The following is a 19,453-nucleotide window of genomic DNA, read 5'->3' as shown; positions in this document are numbered from 1 at the left end:
ACAACCGCCTCGGTGGTGACGACTGGGACCAGCGCCTCGTCGACTACCTGATCAAGCAGTTCAAGGAGACCACGGGCGTCGACGTCTCGGGTGACGAATCCCCGGGGTCTCGGCGACACCACGGCGGAGCGAACTACAGGACGCGGGAGAGGAAGTCCTTCGTGCGCTGGTGCTGCGGATTCGCCAGCACCTCGCGGGGGTCGCCCTCCTCGACGATCTGTCCGCCGTCCATGAAGATCAGCCGCGAGCCGACCTCGCGCGCGAAGCCCATCTCATGCGTGACGACGAGCATCGTCATGCCCTCGTCGGCCAGCGACCGCATCACCTGCAGCACCTCGCCGACGAGCTCCGGGTCGAGGGCCGACGTGGGCTCGTCGAACAGCATCATGTCGGGGTTCATGCACAGCGCCCGCGCGATGGCCACCCGCTGCTGCTGTCCGCCGGACAGGTGCCCGGGGTACGCGTCGGCCTTCTCCGCGAGCCCGACGCGCTCGAGCATGGCGCGGGCCACCTTCTCCGCTTCGGCCTTCGAGCGTTTCTTCACCCGCTGCTGCGCGATCGTGAGGTTGCCGAGCACGCTGAGGTGCGGGAACAGGTTGAAGCTCTGGAACACCATCCCGATGCGGGTGCGCACGCGGTCGATGTCGATGTCGGGATCGGTGATGTCGATGCCCTCGATGAGCACCTTGCCGCCTGTGGGCTCCTCCAGGAGGTTCACGGAGCGGAGCAACGTCGACTTGCCCGACCCGGACGGGCCGATCACGCAGACGACCTCGCCGGCGAGCACCGTCAGGTCGATGCCCTTGAGCACCTCGTTGTCGCCGAAGCTCTTGTGCAGGTCCTGGATCGCGATCGCGGGGGCCTGCACGTCGATCAGGTCGGTGCTCATCGTGTCCTCGCCATCCGACGCTCCAGCCACGCGCTGAAACGCGTGAGCGGGATCGTCACGATCAGGTAGAGGATCGCCGCCATGATCAGCGGCGTTCCGTTGGCGTTCTGCGTGCTGGCGTCACGGGCGAAGGTCGTGAGTTCCTTCGACCAGATGAACGTGCCGACGACGAACAGCAGCGACGTGTCCTTCAGCAGCAGCACGAACTCGTTCGTCAGCGGCGGGATGATGATGCGGAAGCCCTGCGGCACGACGATCCAGAACGTCGTCTTCATGGGCGACATGCCGAGCGATCGCGCGGCCTCGGTCTGCCCCTTCGGCACCGCCTGGAGTCCCGCGCGGATGGTCTCGGCCATGTACGCCGACGCCACGAGCACGAGACCGATCAGGCCGAGCACCACGGGACCGCCGAGCTCCTGCGCCCGCACGCCGAGCGCGATCGGCACGATGAACCCGATGGCGAAGATCGTGAGCAGGGCGGGGAGCCCGCGGAAAAGTTCGATCCAGACGGTCGCGATCCACCGGAACGGACCGATCTCGGACAGCTTCATCAGCGCGAGGATCACGCCGAGGAGAAGGCCGCCGGCGAACGCCACCGCAGTGAACCACAGCGTGTTGACGAGCGCGGTCGTGATGATCCCCGGCAGCATCTTGGCTGCGACCTCGGGGTTGAAGAAGAGCTGCCCGAGCCGGGACCAGTCGGTGCTGAACGCGACCCAGACGGCGATCGCGATCAGCACCGCATAGACGGTGTACCGGTAGAGCTTCTGCTTGGTGGTGCGCCTCAACGCCATTGTCAAGGTCCTCCCGACCTCCGTGTTCCCCGGCTCAGTTCGCCGTGAAGTACTGGTCGTAGATCTTCTGGTACTCGCCGTTGTCCCTCAGGTCCTTGAGCGCACCGTTCACGGCGTCGAGGAGCTCGTCCTTCTCGCCCTTCGCGAACGCGAAGCCGTAGGACTCGTCGGTCTCGTAGGTCTCGACGATCTCGTACGCGGAGTCGGCCTTCTCGTGCTCGAGGTTGACGGGCTGGTCCTGCAGGATCGCGTCGATCTGCCCCGCCTGGATGGCCGGCCACAGCTCGCCGTCCGAGGGGTACTGCACGAGCTGCGCGCCCTGAGCGTTCTCGGTCGCGTAGGCCTCACCCGTCGTACCCTGCTGCACGCCGACGTTCTTGCCGTCGAGGTCATCGATGGACGTGATGCCGGAATCGGTGCGCACGAGGAGCGACTGCAGCGAGTCGTAGTACGGGTCCGAGAAGTCGATGTTGGCCTTGCGCTCGTCGGTGATCGTCATGGCCGAGGCGCCGACGTCGCAGGTACCGGCGGCGAGGGTCGTGCCTGACTGCAGCGCGTCGAAGCCCACATCCTGCACGGACAGCTCGAGGTCGAGCTGCTCGGCGATCGCGCCGAGGAGGTCGATGTCGAAGCCGGTGTACTCGCCGTCGTCACCCTCGAACTCGAACGGCGGGTAGGGGATGTCGGAGCAGACGGTGAGCGTGCCCGCCTCGACGAGGCCGTACTCGTCGCCCGCGGCGGGCTCGCCACTGCTGCCCGCATCGGAGGAGCCGGTGGCGCATCCGGCGAGCGCGAGGGTGGCGGTGGCCGCGATCGCGAGGCCGGCGAAGAGGTTACGACGGGACATGTCGGCTCCTGAGAGTCGGGGGGCGGGTGAGCCCACGGACGGGTAGGAGTTCATCTAAACATGCGGCTCGTCGCGTGACCAATGACATCCGCCTGCGCCGCATCACGTTTGTGTTTCGGTGCGGCGGGGACGAGTCTCGACGCTCAGACCTCGGCGTCGACCGCCACGCGACCGGCGACGACCGAGCGGATGTACCCGGCGACCTCCTCGTGCGCGGGGTGCACCTGATACTGCTCGAGGTCCGCGACGGAGTCGAAGTCGGCGACCAGGGTGACGTCCCAGTTGGCGTCGGGGTAGACGTCGTTCGCGCCGGCCCAGATGCTGCGCAGCTGCGGCACGACCCCGTCGAGGGCGTTGAGGCGGCGGGCCACCTCAGCCGCCTGGGCCTGCCGCTCCCCCGCGTCCTCCGCGGCGAGCTTCCAGGTCACGACATGGCGGATGGTCATCGCAGCTCCTTCTGGTCGGCGCGGGCCTCCGCGTCGACGGCTTCTTCCAGCGCCTCGCGCAGTCGGTCGGGGGACACGCGCCAGTGCGCATGCAGTCGCCCGTCGATGAGGACGACCGGGATCTTCTCCCACCACTGCTCGTACAGGGCGGGGTCGTCCTGGATCGACGCCTCGACGATCTGGATGCGCTCCGCGGCGGCGTCCGGCAGCTCGGCGACGACCGCGTCGACGACCTCGGAGGCCACGGCGCACAGATGGCAGTCGGGCTTGCCGATGAGGGTCAGCGTCGTCACGACGACGGGACCTCGACCTCGCGTCCCTGCGCGATCCACTCGCCGGTGCCGCCCTCGACGTTGGTGGCGTCGTAGCCGCGGGCCTCGAGCGCTTCGACCACACGGGCCGAGCGGCCGCCGGCCTGGCAGATCACGTCGAACGACTCCGCGGGAAGCTCTTCCAGGCGGTTGCCGATCTCGGACATCGGGATGTTCACGGCGCCGGGGACGTGTCCTGCCTGGAACTCGTTCACCTCCCGGACATCGATGAGGGGCGTGCCGGAGCGCTCGGCGAGTTCGGCGACGGTGATCGACTTCATGACATCCTCTCGGCGGTGCGGAACGGCGCGCAGAGACACAAAGCGCCCGTCCGAAGACAGGCGCTCGGTGTCTGGCCGCTTACTTCTTGTTGCGGCGCTGGTGGCGAGTCTTGCGAAGCAGCTTGCGGTGCTTCTTCTTCGCCATGCGCTTGCGGCGCTTCTTGATGACAGAACCCACGGAAACCTCACTAAGTCAGGGGCTGGGTGTCGCCGGAATCGGACACCCGGGTACGAGCACGAAAAATGCCTCGGATCATCCTAGCAAACTCAGGAGGGTGCCCCGCGCCCTCCGTCAGCCGGCGTCGGCGATGGGCCGCTGCAGAGCCTCCGCGACGGCGGACTCCGGCACGCGGTAGCTCCGTCCGAACCGGATGGCGGGAAGGTCACCGGCGTGCACGAGCCGGTACACGGTCATCTTGGACACGCGCATGAGCTCGGCGACTTCGGCCACCGTCAGGAATCGGACGTCTGGAACCTCGGGCATCCCACGTACCCCTTTCTCGATGAGCACACTCTATGGGGTCGCTGGGACGCGTGTAAACCCGCGTGACTGCTGTGATCAGTGAGATATCGGCATGGTCGCGAACGCCCGGACCGGGAACGTGCCGAACCCGCGGATCGCCGGAGGGGCCGCGGTGAACCGCGCCCCGCGCGCGGGGAGGCGGTCAAGAGCGGTGAGGTGCTCGACGACGTGCACGCCCGCTGCGAGGAGGATGCTGTGCGCGGGTCGCTCCCCGCCGCTCTCCGTGTCGTCGATGTTGAGCGCGTCGATGCCGACGAGGCGCACCCCGGCATCGACGAGGAATCGCGCGGCGTCCTCGGCGAGGAAGGGTGCGCCCGTGCCGTAGTCGGGGGTGCCGAACAGGCGGCTCCAGCCGGTGTCCAGGAGCACCGCGCTGCCGCGGAGCTCGCGGTCGGCGAGCGTCGCCGCCCTGATGCCCCGCCGTTGCGGCGTCCAGGCGTCGCGGAGGTGGAAGACCTCGGCGGGGAGATCCACGAGGCTCTCCAGGTCGAGCGCCGCCAGGTCCGCCCCGTCCGCATAGCGGTGGAACGGGGAGTCGAGGTACGTCCCCGTGTTGCCGATCATCGTGATCACGTCCATCGCGAACTCCGTCCCCGGCGCGTAGCGCTCGCGAGAGGCCGCGCGGGTGAGGTGCGGGGTGATGCTCGGCGCGGGCAGCCCGGGATACGTGACCATGCCCTCGGCGATCGGGTGGCTCAGGTCGACGACTCGGTCGGCGCGATCTGCAGGAGCCGGTGCCACGACGCCACGACTGCCTCGGTGCGGCTCGGAGACGATCTGCAGGTCGCGGAGCTCGACCCCGCCCACGAGCGTCAGGCCGAGGTGTGACACGAGCAGGCTCGAAACCTCCTCGGCCGTCATGTCCTTCCGCGGCAGATCGAGTCGGAACCCCTGTCCCTGCAGCCCGCCGCCGTTGGCGAAGGTGATCGCGAAGTCGAAGTGCGCGCGGTACTCGTCCGTCATGTGCCCATCCTGCCCGACGGGCTCCTCCGGAACGATGCGTGGCCCCGCCCTGCCCCACCGGCACGCCGACGTCCAGCCCGCGCATAGCCCGCATTGCCCGATCGCTCAGACAGCCCTGCCAATGTCGAGTGCAGGACCCGTGCCGGCACCTGCCGAGTCCGCGCGGATCTGGGGTCCGCACACCGCCCCCGACGGCATCCCCCCTGCCGTCGGGGGCGGTTCTCCGTCCGGGCGGGGCGTCGGGTCAGGCGCCGAGGCGCTTCAGCGCATTGGCGACCACGTGCTTGGCGGATGCCGCTGCACGCCCGACGACCTCGGCCGCGTGTGCAGCACCGTCGGGGATCGGAGCGCCCGGGTATGCGATGTCCGGCGCGGTGTCGCCGAACGCGTCGACGAGGAACGGGACCAGCCAGTCGTCGACGGCCTCGAGCGGCGCGACGGACAGGCTGTAGAAACGGCGCTGGCCGTCTTCGCGGACGGTCACCAGCTCGGCGTCCCGGAGCACCTTGAGGTGCTTGGAGACCGTGGGCTGGCTGATGCCGAGGTCGGCGACGATCTGGCTCACGCTCGTGCCGGACTCGCCTTCGGACGTGCGGCGGAGCAGGAGCTGGAGGATGTCGCGCCTCGTACCGTCTGCGATCACGTCGAAGATGTCCGTCATGTGATCAGGGTAGTGCGCCCCGGCACGGAGTACCATGACGAAGGCTCGGCGAGAGGCGCCGTGCTGCCGCCGGGGAACGGACGGCGCAGAAGAAGGGGGCAGCGATGTCGGGCATCGTTTCGGCGTCGTCTCCTCGCACCGGTCTCCCCGGAGCCGCCGGCCGGGTGAAGCACCTCATCACCTCGTCGCCCTCCCGGTTCGCGATCGCCGTCTTCGCGCTGCTGATCCTCGTGTTCACGGTGCTGTTCTCGCTGCCGATCGCCTCCGCCAGCGGCACGGTGACACCGCTCAGCGACGCGTTGTTCACCGCCGTCTCCACGATCTGCGTGACGGGCCTCGCGACCGTCGACATGGCCAACCACTGGTCGCCCTTCGGCCACGTCGTCGTGTTCATCGGCGTCAACATCGGCGCCCTCGGCGTGCTGACCCTCGCCTCCCTCATGGGGATGCTCATCTCGAAGCGCCTCGGCCTGCGGGCCAAGCTCATGGCGGCCGGCGACACGAATCCGCTCCGCGCGCACGGCGGCGTGGTCAACGAGAGCCAGACGGTGCGCCTGGGCGAGGTGGGCCAGCTGCTTACCACGGTCGCCCTCTCGGCCCTCTTCATCGAAGCGGCCCTCGCCGCCCTCCTCTACCCGGCGCTGGTGATGGCGGGGGTGGACCCGATCGCCGCGCTCTGGGAGGCCCCGTACTTCTCGGCGATGGCCTTCACCAACACCGGCTTCGCGCCGAACGACGGCGGGGTGGCCGTCTTCGCCGACGACTACCTCGTGCTGTCACTCCTCATGGTCGGCGTGTTCCTCGGGAGCATCGGCTTCCCGGTGATCTACACGCTCGCGAAGCACGTCTGGCACGTCAAGCGCTGGTCGCTGCACTCGAAGCTGACCATCGTCACCACCGTGCTGCTGTTCATCCTGGGCGCCGCCGCCTTCCTGATCCTCGAGTACAACAACCCGAAGACCTTCGGCTCGATGGACGCCGCTGACACGACCTTCCAGGCGTTCTTCCTCTCCGCGATGACCCGCTCCGGCGGCTTCAACGTCATCGAGATGGACGACCTCAACGGCTCGTCGCTGCTCGCTGCCAGCATGCTCATGTTCGTCGGCGGCGGGTCCGCGTCGACGGCGGGCGGCATCAAGGTGACCACGCTCGCGGTCCTCGCGATCGCCGTCTGGTCCGAAGCGAAGGGCCGCCAGTCCGTCGAGGCGTTCGGCCGCCGCATCCCCAGCGACGTGCAGCGCGTCGCCCTCAGCGTCGTCGCCTGGGGTGCCACGATCGTCGCCCTGTCGACCATCGTGATCGCGCAGATCACCAAGGCCGACATCAGCCACGTGCTCTTCGACGTCATCTCCGCGTTCGGCACCGTCGGGCTCTCCACCGGCCTCACCGGGGAGCTGCCGGATTCCGCCTCGTACGTCATGGCCGCGACGATCTTCATGGGCCGCGTTGGTACAGTGACTCTCGCTGCGGCAGTCGCCGCGACATCGCGCACGCAGTACTACTCACTGCCCGTGGAAAGGCCGATCGTTGGTTGAAGTCCTTCGGGGGGACGCTCCCGTCCTCGTCATCGGTCTCGGCCGGTTCGGCGCCGCCTGCGCCGGCGAACTCGACCGCCTCGACCGCGAGGTGCTCGCGATCGACGACAACCTCGAGCTCGTGCAGAAGTGGTCGGACCGCGTCACGCACACCGTGCAGGCCGATGCCCGCAACATCGACGCGCTCCGTCAGATCGGCGCCCAGGACTTCCAGGTCGCGGTCGTCGCCGTCGGCTCCTCGATCGAGGCGTCGGTGCTCATCACGGCCAACCTCGTCGACCTCAAGGTGCCGCAGATCTGGGCCAAGGCGGTCTCCCAGTCGCACGGCAAGATCCTCGCCCGGGTGGGTGCCAACCACGTCATCTACCCCGAGCGCGAGGCCGGCGAGCGCGTGGCCCACCTCGTGAGCGGGCGCATGCTCGACTTCATCCGCTTCGACGACGACTTCGTCCTGGCCAAGATGTACCCGCCGAAGTTCATCCGCGGCGTCGGCCTGAACGAATCCGGTGTGCGCTCGAAGTACAAGGTCACGGTCGTCGGCGTGAAGAGCCCTGGCAAGCCGTTCCGGTACGCCGAGGCCAACACGATCGTGACCAACCACGACCTCATCATCGTCTCCGGGACGAACAGCGACATCGAGCGCTTCGCCGCCCTCGACCGCTGAACCGGGTCCTCCCCACGGCGGATGCGCCCGCCACGGCCGCCGTGGTGGGATGGGGGCATGAGCGATCACGCCCCCGCACCGCCCGTCCTGGCCCTCCGCGGGCTCCGCAAGCAGTTCGGGCAGAAGGTCGCCGTCGACGCGCTGTCCCTGGACGTCCCCGCAGGCTCGATGCTCGGGCTGCTCGGCCCGAACGGTGCGGGCAAGACGACGACGCTCGCCATGACCACGGGGCTCCTGCGCCCGGACGCCGGGACCGCCTGGGTGCTCGGCGCCGACGTCTGGCAGGACCCTGCCGCCGCGAAGGCGCGGATGGGGGTGCTCCCTGACGGCATCCGGATGCTCGACCGCCTCACCGGCGCCGAGCTGCTGCGGTACACCGGCCTGCTGCGCGGGATGCCGGAGGCGCAGGTCGTCTCCCGCTCCGGTGAGCTGCTCGACGCGCTCGGCCTGACGGAGGCCCGCGACACGCTCGTCGTCGACTACTCGGCCGGCATGAAGAAGAAGATCGGCCTGGCCTGCGCGCTCATCCACGCGCCGCGGCTGCTGATCCTCGACGAACCGCTCGAGGCGGTCGACCCGGTCTCCGGACAGACGATCCGGCAGATCCTCCGCTCCTTCGTGGACGGCGGCGGCACGGTCGTCCTCTCCAGCCACGTCATGGAGCTCGTCGAGTCGCTGTGCGACCGCGTCGCCATCGTGGCCGAGGGCCGCCTGCTGGCACACGGTGCGCTCGACGAGGTGCGCGCCGGGCTCACGCTGCAGGAGCGCTTCCTCACCCTCGTGGGCGCGCACGACCTCGGAACGGAGACGCTCGCGTGGTTGCGCTCCTCGTAGGCCTGCGGCTGCGACAGCTCGGACATCAGCTCAGGCGCAACCCCTGGATGATCGTGACCCTCGCGATCGTGGGTCTCATCGCGCTGAGCATGCTCGGGCTGCTCACCGTCGGGCTGATCGCCCTGCGGGTGGGAGCTCCCGACGCCGCCGTGACCGCGATGGTGCTCACCGGCGCCGTCATCGTGCTCGGGTGGTGGATCGGGTCGATCCTGGTCAGTGCGGACGACTCGCTGGCACCTGAGCGCTTCGCCCTGCTCCCGGTGACCGCCCGTTCTCTCCTCCCCGGACTGGTCGTGGCGGGGATGACGACGATCGGCGGCATCGGCACCGCGCTGGCCCTGCTGCTGATGCTCGTGGGATGGTCGGTCAGCGTTCCGGCCCTCCTCGTCGCGGTGCTCATGGTCCCGGTGGCCCTCGCGACCTGCGTCCTCGGCGCCCGCGTCGTCAGCGGTCTGCTCGCGGGGTGGCTCGCCCGTCGGCGGACGCGAGACCTCGTCCTCACCCTCGGCGTCGTGCTGCTGGCCTCCTCCGGCCTCCTCCTGAACATCGGGCTGCAGGCACTGTCGACCGTGCGCGACGTCGGCGGCGCCTTCACGACGGTCGCCGAGATCGCCGCGTGGACGCCGGTGGCGGCCGTGTTCGGGGTCCCGGCCGCGGTGGCACAGGGCGACGTGCTCACCGCCCTCCTGCGACTGCTCGTCGCCGCCGGCACCCTCGTCGTCTTCTGGGTCGCCGCGCGCCGGATGCTCGATGCGCGCCTGGTCGCGCCGCTGCAGTCGAGCGGCGGCGGACGCGTGCGCTCGGGCGGCCTGCTCGACCGCCTGCTCCCCGCGGGCCCCGTCGGTGCCATCGCGGGACGGACGCTCCGTTACTTCCGCCGCGATCCGCGTCAGGTCGTCAACATCGTGATGCTCCTGCTGCTCCCGGCGATCTTCCTCGGACTCGCGCTCATGAACGGACTGCAGCAGGACAGTGCCGGCTTCGCGCCCGCGATCACCCTCATTCCGGCGATCAACGCCCTCCTCGCCGGGAGCATCGTGCAGATGGCGATTGCCTACGACAACGACGCCGTCGCGCTGCACATCCTCACCGGGGTGAGCGGCGCGGCCGACCGCGTCGGACGGCTGCTCGGGTTCGCGCTGATCGCGGTGCCGATCACGGTCCTCCTCTGCGTCGCGAGCTGCCTGCTGGCCGGGCGTGCGGATCTGCTTCCGGGCAGCCTGGGCGCCGCTCTCGGGCTCATGGCGGTGTCGGCGGGAGCGGGGTCCTGGGTGGGGGCGTTCCTGCCGGGACGTGCTCCGGCACCCGAGGCCAACCCGTTCGGACGCGGCTCCTCCGGCGGCGCGCAGTCCTTCCTCGCGATGCTCATCATGTCCCCGATCACGCTGCTGCTCGGCGGCCCCGCCCTCGGCTTCGCGATCGCGTCGATCTGGATCCCGCCCCTGGGCTGGGCGAGCCTCGCGGCCGCCGTCGTCCTCGGGGGCGCGGCCCTCTGGGGCGGCACGGTGCTCGGCGGTCACGTCCTGCAACGGCGCTGGCCCGAGGTGCTCACCGAGGTCGCCAGCGACGCCTAGCCGCACGACACCTCGCCCACAACAGGAACTCGCGCGAGTTCAGGCCCCAGGAACACTGGCCGCCTGAACTCCCGTGGTCGCCTGCTCCCCGCCGCCCTCGCCACAACAGGCCCTCGCGCGGGTTCAGGCTCCAGGAGTGCTGGCTGCCTGAACTCGCGTGAAAGCCTGCCTTCGCGGGGTGGAAGCGCGCGAGAACAGGCAGGCGGGATCAGGCTCCGGCGGCGAGCTCGTTCGCGCGAGCGAGGGCGGCGGCAGCAGCGGCGGCGAAGGTGTCGGACAGGTGCGCGTCCTGGAGGACAGCGACCGCGCGCTCCGTCGTCCCCTTCGGGCTCGTCACCCGGCGGCGGAGCTCCGCGGGGTCCTCCCCCGTCGAATCCAGCAGCGCGGTCGCGCCGATGAAGGTCTGCTCGGCCAGCAGACGGGCGTCCGTGTCGGCGAAGCCCATCTCCCGCGCGGCTGCGGTGAACTGTTCGATGAGGAGGAAGACGTACGCGGGACCGGAGCCCGAGATCGTCGAGAGCGCATCGATCTGCGACTCGGGGACCTCCACCACCGCGCCCACCGTCTCGAACAGACGACGCACGAGCGCGAGGTCGTCGGGGGTCGCCGCGGCGCCGGCCGCGAGCCCGGTGACCCCCTTGCGGATCGTCGACGGGGTGTTCGGCATGGAGCGGATGACGCGGGCTTCGGCACCGAGGACGTCGGCGAAGGTTTGCAGCGTGACACCCGCGGCGAGGCTCACCACGACGGTCTCCGCGGCCAGGTGCGGCGCGATCTCGCGCAGGAGGTCGGGGACCATCGCCGGCTTCACCCCGACCAGGACCACCCGTGCGCCGGCCACGGCCTCGGCGTTGCCCTCCGGCTGCTCGGACAGCGCGATGCTCGTGACGCCGTCGAGACCCGCGAACGCCGCTGCCTTCTCCGGCGTGCGGTTCGTGGCCGTGATCCCTCCCTGCACGGGGACGCCCGAGGCGAGCACGCCGCGGAGGATCGCTCCCCCCATCGATCCGGCACCGAGGAACGCGAGGGACGGGAGCGCATCAGCCATGTCGTCATCCTACGGCGGGCGCTCCTGTGGCGGCCGGGTTGCCGTCCTAGACTCGTCGCATGAGTGCATCCGGAGGCAGCAAGGCCATCGTCGCGGCGTTCCTGGCGAACCTGGGCATCGCCCTCGCGAAGTTCCTCGCGTGGGCTCTCTCCGGCTCGGCATCGATGCTCGCGGAGGCGATCCACTCCGTCGCCGACTCCGGCAACCAGCTGCTGCTGATGCTCGGCGGGCGCAAGGCGAAGCGCCATGCGGACCGTTCGCACCCGTTCGGCTACGGCCGCGAGCGCTACGTCTACGCCTTCGTCGTGTCGATCATCCTCTTCTCCGTTGGCGGGCTCTTCGCGATCTACGAGGGTGTGGACAAGCTGACCCATCCGCATGAGATCGATCAGACCTGGTGGTGGCTCCCCCTCGTCGTGCTGTTCATCGCGATCGGCCTGGAGTCGTTCTCGCTCCGCACCGCCGTGCGCGAGAGCAACGTCGTGCGCGAGAAGGGGCAGTCGTGGTTCTCCTTCGTGCGACGGTCCAAGGCGCCGGAGCTCCCCGTCGTCCTTCTCGAAGACGTGGGGGCCCTCACCGGACTCACCTTCGCCCTGCTCGGCGTCGGTCTCACGCTCCTCACCGGCAACCCCGTCTTCGACGCCCTCGGCACCGTGATGATCGGCGTCCTGCTCGTGCTCATCGCGATCGTGCTGGGTGTGGAGACCAAGAGTCTGCTCGTCGGCGAGGGAGCGACCCCCGCCGACTACGACCGGATCGTGGACGCGATCAACGACGGCCCGGAGATCGAGAAGATCATCCACATGAAGACCCTCTACCTGGGGCCCGACGAGCTGATGGTCGCCGCGAAGATCGCACTCAGCGCCGACAAGCCGTTGCGCGAGGTCGCCGACGACATCGACGAGATCGAGGCCCGCATCCGCGCCGCCGTGCCGGTCGCCCGGGTCGTCTACATCGAGCCGGACGTCTACCGTCCCGCGATCGATCCGGAACCCTCGACCGACGTCTTCGTCCTCAAGTCCTCGGACTGAGCGTTCAGCGACGGTCCTCGAAGAAGGCCCGGAGCAGCGCGATGGACGCGTGCTCGTCCACGCCGCCGATCACCTCGGCGCGGTACGGCAGGCGCCGGTCGCGCAGCACGTCGTACATCGATCCGGCCGCTCCCGCCTTGTCATCCCACGCGCCGAAGACCACGCGGCCGATGCGTGCCTGCAGGATCGCGCCGGCGCACATCACGCAGGGCTCGAGCGTGACGACGAGCGTGCAGCCGTCGAGATTCCACGATCCCCGGTGCGCCGCCGCAGCGCGGATGGCTTCGATCTCGGCGTGCCCGGTCGGATCGCGCGTGGTCTCGCGGGTGTTCCGTCCTTCCGCCAGGAAATTCCCGTCGGCATCGAGGACGACGGCGCCGACCGGGATCTCCGCGGCGTCCGCGGCCTCGGCAGCGAGCTCGAGGGCACGCTGCATCGCACGGCGGTCGGCGGCGGTCATGCCCCGAGCCTACGACAGCGCGCGGTGTCCGCCACGGCACCCGATGTCGTGCGCGGACGCGGGGCGCATTAGCCTGTATCCATGCGTGTCCACGTCGCCGACCACCCTCTCATCACCCACAAGCTCTCGGTGCTGCGCGACGCGCGCACCCCGTCGCCGGTCTTCCGCCAGCTGACCGAAGAGCTCGTGACGCTCCTCGCGTACGAGGCGACCCGGAATGTGAAGGTCACTCCGATCGAGATCACGACGCCGGTCACCACGACCACGGGCGTGAAGATCTCCGAGCCGCGACCCATCGTCGTCCCCATCCTGCGCGCCGGTCTCGGCATGCTCGAAGGCCTCGTCAAGCTCCTCCCCACCGCGGAGGTCGGTTTCCTCGGCATGGTCCGCGACGAGGAGACCTTCGAGCCCACCACGTACGCCGAGCGGCTTCCGGACGATCTCTCCGACCGCCAGTGCTTCGCGATCGACCCGATGCTGGCGACGGGCGGCTCGCTCGCCGCCGCGATCCAGTTCCTGTTCGATCGCGGTGCGAAGGACGTCACCGCGATCTGCCTGCTCGGCACTCCGGAGGGTGTGGCGGCGATCGAGGCGATGGCCGGCGACCGTGACGTGACCCTCGTCCTCGGAGCGCTCGACGAGCGCCTCGACGAGAAGGGGTACATCGTGCCCGGTCTCGGCGACGCGGGAGACCGGCTGTACGGCACCGTCTGAGGCCGTCGCCGCCGTTCCCACGTCAGAGGGCCAGGCGGTAGCCGCGTTCGTCGCCGTAGCGCGTGAAGCCGGCTCTCGCGAGGATCGGCGCCGATGTCGAGACACGGCCCTTGACGAGCGCAGTCCTCGCACCGCGCGCGGCGCTCTGCCGCAGGCGTTCCGCGAGGACCGCTCGATAGACGCCGCGACCACGATCGGCCTCGAGCGTCGCCGCTCCCCAGAGTCGAGTGAACCCGTCGACGATGGTGCATCCGCCCGTGCTCACCGCGCGTCCGTCGATGCGCCCGAGCACCCGGAAACCGGTACCGGCATCGAGAGCCTCGGTCAGCTCGGCGAACTCGGCACGCAGACCGTCGTCGTCGAGGGGCTGCTGCTCCCAGACCGGGACGTTGATCGCATCGACCTCGCGGAGCTGATCCACGGCCCGCACGACCTCGGCGGAGACCCCGGGCGGCACGTCGACCGCGGCTCCACTGGTCGGACGCGCGAACACGGTGACGGTGTCGAAGTGCACGGCACCGCGGCGTCGGAGCTCCTCTTCGAGGTCGGGGTCGTCGGCGGGATTCGTCCAGAACGTGAACACGCTCTCGCCCCAGGCTCTGGTGCGATCCAGCGCCCCGTCCAGCACCTCGGCGGCGGGGCGCGCGGACGTCACCTGCGAGCCGCGGACGCCGCCCCCGAACCGCTCCGGGTACCGCACGAGGAGCAGGTCGCCGCGGACATGCTCGCTGCCGCGCGGAAACCAGGCCCACGCGGCGGCGGCACGGAGGATGTCCGCCTCGGTCGGCGTGCCGTCGGCGGCCGGTGCAGGAACCGTCGTCGTCATGAACCCTCCTCCTCCGCCGCCCCCACCAGGCGGGCGAAGGCACTGAGCCGGGCGACGCCCTCGGGCGTGTACGGCAGGTCGTCGAGCAGCGCCGGCGAGTGGATGAGGTAGGCCACGACCTGCGCCCGGGAGATCGCGACGTTGAGCCGGTTCTGCAGCAGCAGGAACTCCGGGCCCCGGGGAGCGTCTCGGCCACTCGACGCCGCGAGCGTCGTGATCGAGACGACGGCCTCCTTGCCCTGGAAGTTGTCGACCGTGCCCACCGGAACGCCGCCGAAACCCGCCGCGGCGAGCGCGTCGTGCACGAGCTGCCGCTGCGCGTTGTACGGCGCCACGACGATGATGTCCTCCGGCGTCAGTGGCCGCACGGTGCCCGCCGCATCGTTGTCGTGGAAGGCGCGGCCCACGAGGTCGCGGACGATGCGCACGACCTCCTCTGCTTCCTCCGGCGACTGGGTCGCGTTACCGCGGTGGCGCAGCGGCACCACGTGGAGGCCCGGGTCGATGCCCTCGACCGCGCGCCGCTCGGTACCGGGTGCGGAGGCGAGCTTCCCGGCATAGGCGAGCTTCGACACCGGAGCCGCGACGTGCGGGTGCATCCGCCAGGAGCGCGCGAGGAAGTAGCCGTACTCCGGGCGCACGACGGGGTCGCCGTCCATCACCCAGCCGAGCGCGGACGTGTCCACCGGCTCCGGGTGGGCGCCCTGGCTGACTTGGGGCAGCTGCTGCGGGTCGCCGAGGAGGAGAAGCCTCTGCGCGCCCGTGGCGACCGCGATCGTCGAGGCGAGCGAGAACTGCCCGGCCTCGTCGATCACGAGCAGGTCGAGCTCTCCCCTGGCCACCCGCTGCGTGTTGCTGAAGTCCCAGGCGGTACCGCCCACGACGGCGCCCCCGTCTGCGTGCTCCGCGAGGAAGGCGGCCATGCCGGTCTTCGGGATCACCGTGTACCCGGGATCGGCGTTCGCGTCCTTGGGGCACTTCGCCACGTGACCCGGGGCGACACCGTCGGCGACGACGCGCTCCAGCAGCGTCTCGATGATCGCGTGGGACTGCGCGACGACGCCGATCCGGAAGCCGTGCTCTGTGACGAGCCGGGCGATCACCTGGGAACCCGTGTAGGTCTTCCCCGTGCCTGGAGGCCCCTGTACGGCGAGATAGCTGCGGTCGAGGTCCAGGATCCCGCGGACGATCGCGTCGATCGGGTCGTCGCCGGCGGCCGGGAGCGCGTTCCCCGACACGGTGCGCGGAGGGAGGCGGCGGAGGATGTCGGTCGCCGCGTCCTGGGGGAAGTCCGGAGCGGCCGCGTGCACCGCATCGGCCCATTCGTCGATCGCCTGCTGCAGCGACACCACCCGTGGCGGCGCGGCGGGGGTGAGGGCGACGGGGAGGTCATTCCAGGTCTGCCCCCGGACCGCGGACTCCGCCACGAGATAGCCGTCGTCCAGCACCTCGACGACCGTGACCCCGTGCGGCACGTGCACCGCGCGCGACGGGACGTCGGTGTCGAACGGCGCCGGGACGTCGTAGAGCGCGAACGGCTGGGCACCCGGACCGAGCGTCGTGCCAGGGGACACCTCGCCGCGGATCTCCAGCTCGCGCGACAGGACTCTGCGGCCCTCGCCGATGCTCCAGTCCCGGCGGACCCGCGAGCGGGTCGCATCGACCTTCACCACATCGCGGGTGCCGTCCCACATCGTGACCGGCTCCCGCAGCCGCTGGAAGTGCGCGACCCAGAAGCTCTTCGCCTCGCGTGGGAAGTAGTCGATGGCGGCCGCCGCGAGCCGGTGCACGAGCCCATCGCCACCGACCTCCACCGCACGCTCCGCGTCGCCGAGCAGCGCGAGCGAACGCGGCGACGGCTCGTAGATGACCTCGTCCGCGTCGTCCGGCGGGGCCGGCGTGACCCCCTCCGCGCGGGCGATGTCGATGAGCCAGTTGCGCAGCCGCCGGGTGGAGACGCAGTCGTAGCGGTTGTAGTCGGCGAGGTCGGCGAGCACCGCGTCGGCCTCGGCCTGCGCCCCCGCTGCCGCGAGCTCCCGCGCCGCGACGTACTGCACGATGGAGTCGTCGCCCTTCTGGACGTCGCTCGTGCGCACGTCCTCCCCCATGTAGAGGGGCTCGAGCTTCTTGATCGAGTAGGACCGCGAACCCACGCGGACGGTGCGCAGCACCAGTGGGTACAGGTCGACGAAGACGCCCTCGCGGAGCAGGCGGTCCACCTCACCCTCGCGCACCCCATGGCGGGCGGCCATCGCGACCAGGTGGGAGGTCTCGTAGGGGGCGTAGTGATAGATGTGCATGCCGGGGTGGGCGGCGCGACGCACCTTCACGAAATCGAGGAAGGTCTCCAGTGCCCGACGCTCCTCCGCGAACGAGTGCGCCCAGAGCGCGGTGTACTGGTCGGCGTTGTCGACCCAGCCGAACAGATAGTCGATGCCCCACTCGGCCTCGCCGTCGGGAGCGGGCTCGGTGTACAGCGGATCGCCCTCGAAGTCGAAGAAGATGTCCCCGTGGCTGGGCACAGGGAGGGTGTGGATCGCCGCGGCATAGTGCACGTCGTACGTCGCCGCGCCCTCGGCATCCGCCCGCAGCTGCACGCGGGCCTGGGCGCGGAGGTTCTCGAACGTGTCGACGTTCATGCCCTGCGGTGCCTGGGTCGCCGCGGCCAGGTCGTCGATGGTGAGGATCCCGGCGGCGCGCAGACGGGCCCGCTGCACCGGCCGCATGCGGGCCACCATGAGGAGGTCGCGATGGGCCAGCACCTGCTCCTCGCACGTGGCGCAGCGCCCGCAGGCGACCACGCGCAGATCGCCGCGGTCGTCGCCCCACGCGAGCGGCGCCCCGGCCGCGCCGTCGGCCACGGCGCGGTCCGCGATCAGAGCGCGCAGCCGCGCCCGGCGCACGCGGAACAGTGGGAGGAGGTCGTCGACCGCATGCGTGCTGACGCTGTTGTCGCCGTGGATGAGGTCGACCTCGTCCGCACGCGGGATGCCGAGCCGGTCGAGCTGGTCGACATATGCCGCGAGCTGCATGAGCGCGGTCACCCGGGCCTTGCGGGCCAGCTTCGAGTCCTGCACGCGCCAACGCCCGTCCGCATCGCGGCGGAGGAAGTCGGCGAACCCGACGAACTCGTCGGTGGCGAAGGCCGCCTGGAAGACGACCAGGGCGTCCGAGCGCAGAGCGCTCAACGTCTCGTCGACGGCGGCAGCCAGCGCGTCAGGATCGCTCGACGAGACCTTGGCGATCCGATGCACCCGCTCGTCGCCGAGCTCGCGGATGTAGCGCTCGAGCACGTTCTGCTCGTGCACGTCTCCGAGCTGGGCCGCGCGGAGGAGCGTCGCGTCCTCCGGCTCCTCCACCGCGGGGACCCGACCGAGCTTCGCATCGATCGCGCGGGACCAGGCGAACTCGCACTCGGCGGCCGCCTTGAGGTCGCTCGCGCTCCAGATGACCCGCTGCGCCTCTGTGTCGATCCGCACGATTCTCCCGTTCTGTCGGCTGCTTCGACACTATCCGCGGCATCCGACACGGCGAAAAGCGGGCGGTCCCGCGTGAGGCGCCCCGGGTCAGCGCCACCAGGTGTCGTCGGGCGTCACGGGCAGATGACGCTTGTGCTGCGTCGCGAGATACCGCGCCTCGATGCGCCCGGCGACCTCGGGGTCGACCTCCCGGCCCTCGAGGAAGTCGTCGATCTGCTCGTACGTCAGCCCGAGCTCGTCCTCGTCGGTGCGCCCCGGCTGGTCGTCGAGGAGGTCGGCCGTCGGCACCTTGAAGGCCAGGCGCTCCGGGGCGTCGAGGAACTGGAGCAGGGCGCGACCCTGTCGCTTCGTGAGCCCGGCGAGCGGGAGGACGTCGGCCGCGCCGTCGCCGAACTTCGTGTAGAAGCCCGTGATGGCTTCGGCGGCATGGTCGGTGCCGATCACGATCAGACCCTCGTGCCCGGCGAGCGCGTACTGGGTGACCATGCGGAGGCGGGCCTTGATGTTCCCGCGGTTGAAGTCGGAGATGTCGCTGGAGACGGCGGACTCGATGTCCTTCTCGACACCCTCGACCCCGTTCTGGATGTTCACCTCGATCGACGAGTCCGGCGCGATGAAGTCCAGCGCGGCCTGCGCGTCGTCGGCGTCGTGCTGCACCCGATAGGGCAGGCGCACCGCGAGGAAGGTCGCCTCCCCGCCCTCGGCACGCACGCGCTCCACCGCGAGCTGGGCGAGGCGCCCCGCGAGCGTCGAGTCCTGTCCGCCGGAGATGCCGAGGACGAAGCCCTTCGCGCCCGTCGTGCGCAGGTAGTCCGCGAGGAAGCCGACGCGACGCTCCACCTCCGCTTCGGGATCGATGTCGGGCCGGGCGCCCAGCTCTTCCGCGATCTGCTTCTGCAACGACACGTTGTCCTCCGCTCATCGGTTCACTCCAGTATCGCCCTTCCGTGTTTCCTGCGGGTCACGCCACTGCGCCAGGACGCGGTATCCGGCCGCGACCTGAGAGACTGAAGCGGTGAAGCTCCTCGTCGCCGCCCTCGAGTCCGAACTGTCCGCCTTCCCCGAGGAGCTCGACGGCTTCGACCGTCTAGTCACCGGCCCGGGCAAGCTGCCGGCGACGTACGCGCTGACCCGGGCCCTCGACGCGAAGACCTACGACGAGGTCGTCGTCGTCGGCACCGCGGGCTCCATCGAGAAGGGGCGTCCGTACGCGGTGCACGAGATCGCGACGGCGGTGCAGCACGACGTGATCGATCTCGACGGCGTCGTCGGACGGCACGTCTCGCTTCCGCCGCAGGTGACGACGGGCCGCGAGGGCGTCGTGATCGCCACGGGTGACCACTTCGTGAACGACGCCGAGGTCACGGCGGTTATCCGGCCGATGGGCGCCGCACTGGTGGACATGGAGACCTACGCGTACATCTGGGTCGCGGGACAGTTCGGCGTGCCCATCCGCGCCTTCCGCGCCGTCTCCGACCAAGCCGAGGACGGCGCCCTGGCCGACTTCCGCGAGGCCATCGCCCGATGCAGCATCGAGCTGCGCGAAGTCATCCGCGCCGAATACGGGGTCTGA

General features: G+C 70.2%; 22 protein-coding genes and 1 pseudogene. 8 read left to right on the top strand and 15 right to left on the bottom strand.

Annotated elements, in window-relative coordinates; genetic code table 11:
* Window positions 1–98: pseudogene (locus AB0310_RS13570) on the top strand (Hsp70 family protein); the annotation flags it as partial.
* A 35-nt stretch (window positions 99–133) separates the two neighbouring features.
* Here the strand turns inward: AB0310_RS13570 and AB0310_RS13565 are convergent.
* From AB0310_RS13565 to AB0310_RS13520, 10 genes are all read right to left on the bottom strand, one after another.
* Window positions 134–889 carry an amino acid ABC transporter ATP-binding protein gene (locus AB0310_RS13565; RefSeq protein ID WP_187663319.1) on the bottom strand — a complete coding sequence of 252 codons (756 nt, stop codon included), beginning with the start codon at window positions 887–889 and terminating at the stop codon, window positions 134–136.
* Window positions 886–1,683 (bottom strand): amino acid ABC transporter permease, encoded by a 798-nt coding sequence (locus AB0310_RS13560; protein WP_187663318.1) that lies wholly within the window; start codon window positions 1,681–1,683, stop codon window positions 886–888. The genes AB0310_RS13565 and AB0310_RS13560 overlap by 4 nt, the downstream gene beginning before the upstream one ends.
* A 34-nt stretch (window positions 1,684–1,717) precedes the next feature.
* The gene (locus tag AB0310_RS13555) at window positions 1,718–2,530 is read right to left on the bottom strand and encodes a basic amino acid ABC transporter substrate-binding protein (RefSeq protein ID WP_268777239.1); all 813 of its coding nucleotides are present in this window, start codon (window positions 2,528–2,530) and stop codon (window positions 1,718–1,720) included.
* Window positions 2,531–2,673: 143 nt separating this feature from the next.
* The gene (locus AB0310_RS13550) at window positions 2,674–2,976 is read right to left on the bottom strand and encodes a Dabb family protein (protein WP_366237438.1); all 303 of its coding nucleotides are present in this window, start codon (window positions 2,974–2,976) and stop codon (window positions 2,674–2,676) included.
* Window positions 2,973–3,269: a glutaredoxin family protein gene (locus AB0310_RS13545; protein ID WP_025104461.1), complete on the bottom strand. Its 297-nt coding sequence runs from the start codon at window positions 3,267–3,269 to the stop codon at window positions 2,973–2,975. Before AB0310_RS13545 ends, AB0310_RS13550 begins: the two co-directional genes overlap by 4 nt.
* Window positions 3,266–3,568 (bottom strand): rhodanese-like domain-containing protein, encoded by a 303-nt coding sequence (locus AB0310_RS13540; RefSeq protein WP_187663315.1) that lies wholly within the window; start codon window positions 3,566–3,568, stop codon window positions 3,266–3,268. The genes AB0310_RS13545 and AB0310_RS13540 overlap by 4 nt, the downstream gene beginning before the upstream one ends.
* Before the next feature lie 79 nt (window positions 3,569–3,647).
* Window positions 3,648–3,746, bottom strand: coding sequence for a 30S ribosomal protein bS22 (locus tag AB0310_RS13535; protein ID WP_003792170.1), 99 nt, complete (start codon window positions 3,744–3,746; stop codon window positions 3,648–3,650).
* 114 nt (window positions 3,747–3,860) lie between these two features.
* Entirely contained in the window at window positions 3,861–4,052 is a 192-nt protein-coding gene (locus tag AB0310_RS13530) for a helix-turn-helix domain-containing protein (RefSeq protein WP_025104463.1), read from the bottom strand.
* 75 nt (window positions 4,053–4,127) lie between these two features.
* The gene (locus AB0310_RS13525) at window positions 4,128–5,054 is read right to left on the bottom strand and encodes a cyclase family protein (protein WP_280567198.1); all 927 of its coding nucleotides are present in this window, start codon (window positions 5,052–5,054) and stop codon (window positions 4,128–4,130) included.
* A 244-nt stretch (window positions 5,055–5,298) separates the two neighbouring features.
* Window positions 5,299–5,715 (bottom strand): ArsR/SmtB family transcription factor, encoded by a 417-nt coding sequence (locus tag AB0310_RS13520; protein WP_187663313.1) that lies wholly within the window; start codon window positions 5,713–5,715, stop codon window positions 5,299–5,301.
* 104 nt (window positions 5,716–5,819) lie between these two features.
* Between AB0310_RS13520 and AB0310_RS13515 the strand changes: the two genes are divergently transcribed.
* Genes AB0310_RS13515 through AB0310_RS13500 form a run of 4 tightly spaced genes read left to right on the top strand, consistent with a single transcriptional unit; the run spans window position 5,820 to window position 10,322 of the window.
* Window positions 5,820–7,250, top strand: coding sequence for a TrkH family potassium uptake protein (locus AB0310_RS13515; RefSeq protein WP_187663312.1), 1,431 nt, complete (start codon window positions 5,820–5,822; stop codon window positions 7,248–7,250).
* A complete protein-coding gene (locus AB0310_RS13510; protein WP_025104470.1) occupies window positions 7,243–7,914 on the top strand; it encodes a potassium channel family protein in 672 nt (223 codons plus the stop codon). The genes AB0310_RS13515 and AB0310_RS13510 overlap by 8 nt, the downstream gene beginning before the upstream one ends.
* Before the next feature lie 57 nt (window positions 7,915–7,971).
* Window positions 7,972–8,748 carry an ABC transporter ATP-binding protein gene (locus AB0310_RS13505; RefSeq protein ID WP_187663311.1) on the top strand — a complete coding sequence of 259 codons (777 nt, stop codon included), beginning with the start codon at window positions 7,972–7,974 and terminating at the stop codon, window positions 8,746–8,748.
* Window positions 8,730–10,322, top strand: coding sequence for a hypothetical protein (locus AB0310_RS13500; RefSeq protein ID WP_366237437.1), 1,593 nt, complete (start codon window positions 8,730–8,732; stop codon window positions 10,320–10,322). Before AB0310_RS13505 ends, AB0310_RS13500 begins: the two co-directional genes overlap by 19 nt.
* A 208-nt stretch (window positions 10,323–10,530) precedes the next feature.
* On the opposite strand, the gene proC is transcribed toward AB0310_RS13500, so the two are convergent.
* On the bottom strand, window positions 10,531–11,370 hold the full coding sequence (proC, locus tag AB0310_RS13495; RefSeq protein WP_366237436.1) for a pyrroline-5-carboxylate reductase: 840 nt from the start codon (window positions 11,368–11,370) through the stop codon (window positions 10,531–10,533).
* 59 nt (window positions 11,371–11,429) lie between these two features.
* On the opposite strand from proC, the gene AB0310_RS13490 reads away from it, so the two are divergent.
* A complete protein-coding gene (locus AB0310_RS13490; RefSeq protein WP_187663308.1) occupies window positions 11,430–12,401 on the top strand; it encodes a cation diffusion facilitator family transporter in 972 nt (323 codons plus the stop codon).
* A 4-nt stretch (window positions 12,402–12,405) separates the two neighbouring features.
* Here the strand turns inward: AB0310_RS13490 and AB0310_RS13485 are convergent, their stop codons facing one another.
* The gene (locus tag AB0310_RS13485) at window positions 12,406–12,861 is read right to left on the bottom strand and encodes a nucleoside deaminase (protein WP_366237435.1); all 456 of its coding nucleotides are present in this window, start codon (window positions 12,859–12,861) and stop codon (window positions 12,406–12,408) included.
* 81 nt (window positions 12,862–12,942) lie between these two features.
* On the opposite strand from AB0310_RS13485, the gene upp reads away from it, so the two are divergent.
* The gene (gene upp / locus AB0310_RS13480; RefSeq protein WP_025104476.1) at window positions 12,943–13,575 is read left to right on the top strand and encodes a uracil phosphoribosyltransferase; all 633 of its coding nucleotides are present in this window, start codon (window positions 12,943–12,945) and stop codon (window positions 13,573–13,575) included.
* Between the two features lie 22 nt (window positions 13,576–13,597).
* Here the strand turns inward: upp and AB0310_RS13475 are convergent, their stop codons facing one another.
* The 3 genes from AB0310_RS13475 to nadE all read right to left on the bottom strand — a co-directional run bounded on the left by AB0310_RS13475 (window position 13,598) and on the right by nadE (window position 18,786).
* On the bottom strand, window positions 13,598–14,401 hold the full coding sequence (locus AB0310_RS13475; protein WP_366237434.1) for a GNAT family N-acetyltransferase: 804 nt from the start codon (window positions 14,399–14,401) through the stop codon (window positions 13,598–13,600).
* The gene (locus tag AB0310_RS13470) at window positions 14,398–17,880 is read right to left on the bottom strand and encodes a TM0106 family RecB-like putative nuclease (RefSeq protein ID WP_366237433.1); all 3,483 of its coding nucleotides are present in this window, start codon (window positions 17,878–17,880) and stop codon (window positions 14,398–14,400) included. The genes AB0310_RS13475 and AB0310_RS13470 overlap by 4 nt, the downstream gene beginning before the upstream one ends.
* Window positions 17,881–17,967: 87 nt before the next feature.
* Window positions 17,968–18,786 (bottom strand): NAD(+) synthase, encoded by an 819-nt coding sequence (nadE, locus tag AB0310_RS13465; protein ID WP_366237432.1) that lies wholly within the window; start codon window positions 18,784–18,786, stop codon window positions 17,968–17,970.
* 109 nt (window positions 18,787–18,895) lie between these two features.
* Between nadE and AB0310_RS13460 the strand changes: the two genes are divergently transcribed.
* On the top strand, window positions 18,896–19,453 hold the full coding sequence (locus tag AB0310_RS13460; RefSeq protein WP_187663303.1) for a phosphorylase family protein: 558 nt from the start codon (window positions 18,896–18,898) through the stop codon (window positions 19,451–19,453).

This window comes from Microbacterium meiriae (assembly GCF_040702565.1).
GTDB lineage: Bacteria > Actinomycetota > Actinomycetes > Actinomycetales > Microbacteriaceae > Microbacterium > Microbacterium meiriae.
The sequence above is the reverse complement of the archived record's forward strand: the minus strand, read 5'-3'. Positions and strand labels throughout refer to the sequence as shown.

Excerpts from the sequence above, each read along its gene's own strand:
- AB0310_RS13565 (WP_187663319.1), bottom strand. The coding sequence starts at position 889 with ATGAGCACCGACCTGATCGACGTGCAGGCCCCCGCGATCGCGATCCAG.
- AB0310_RS13560 (WP_187663318.1), bottom strand. The coding sequence starts at position 1,683 with ATGGCGTTGAGGCGCACCACCAAGCAGAAGCTCTACCGGTACACCGTC.
- AB0310_RS13555 (WP_268777239.1), bottom strand. The coding sequence starts at position 2,530 with ATGTCCCGTCGTAACCTCTTCGCCGGCCTCGCGATCGCGGCCACCGCC.
- AB0310_RS13550 (WP_366237438.1), bottom strand. The coding sequence starts at position 2,976 with ATGACCATCCGCCATGTCGTGACCTGGAAGCTCGCCGCGGAGGACGCG.
- AB0310_RS13540 (WP_187663315.1), bottom strand. The coding sequence starts at position 3,568 with ATGAAGTCGATCACCGTCGCCGAACTCGCCGAGCGCTCCGGCACGCCC.
- AB0310_RS13530 (WP_025104463.1), bottom strand. The coding sequence starts at position 4,052 with ATGCCCGAGGTTCCAGACGTCCGATTCCTGACGGTGGCCGAAGTCGCC.
- AB0310_RS13525 (WP_280567198.1), bottom strand. The coding sequence starts at position 5,054 with ATGACGGACGAGTACCGCGCGCACTTCGACTTCGCGATCACCTTCGCC.
- AB0310_RS13520 (WP_187663313.1), bottom strand. The coding sequence starts at position 5,715 with ATGACGGACATCTTCGACGTGATCGCAGACGGTACGAGGCGCGACATC.
- AB0310_RS13515 (WP_187663312.1), top strand. The coding sequence starts at position 5,820 with ATGTCGGGCATCGTTTCGGCGTCGTCTCCTCGCACCGGTCTCCCCGGA.
- AB0310_RS13505 (WP_187663311.1), top strand. The coding sequence starts at position 7,972 with ATGAGCGATCACGCCCCCGCACCGCCCGTCCTGGCCCTCCGCGGGCTC.
- proC (WP_366237436.1), bottom strand. The coding sequence starts at position 11,370 with ATGGCTGATGCGCTCCCGTCCCTCGCGTTCCTCGGTGCCGGATCGATG.
- AB0310_RS13490 (WP_187663308.1), top strand. The coding sequence starts at position 11,430 with ATGAGTGCATCCGGAGGCAGCAAGGCCATCGTCGCGGCGTTCCTGGCG.
- AB0310_RS13485 (WP_366237435.1), bottom strand. The coding sequence starts at position 12,861 with ATGACCGCCGCCGACCGCCGTGCGATGCAGCGTGCCCTCGAGCTCGCT.
- upp (WP_025104476.1), top strand. The coding sequence starts at position 12,943 with ATGCGTGTCCACGTCGCCGACCACCCTCTCATCACCCACAAGCTCTCG.
- AB0310_RS13475 (WP_366237434.1), bottom strand. The coding sequence starts at position 14,401 with ATGACGACGACGGTTCCTGCACCGGCCGCCGACGGCACGCCGACCGAG.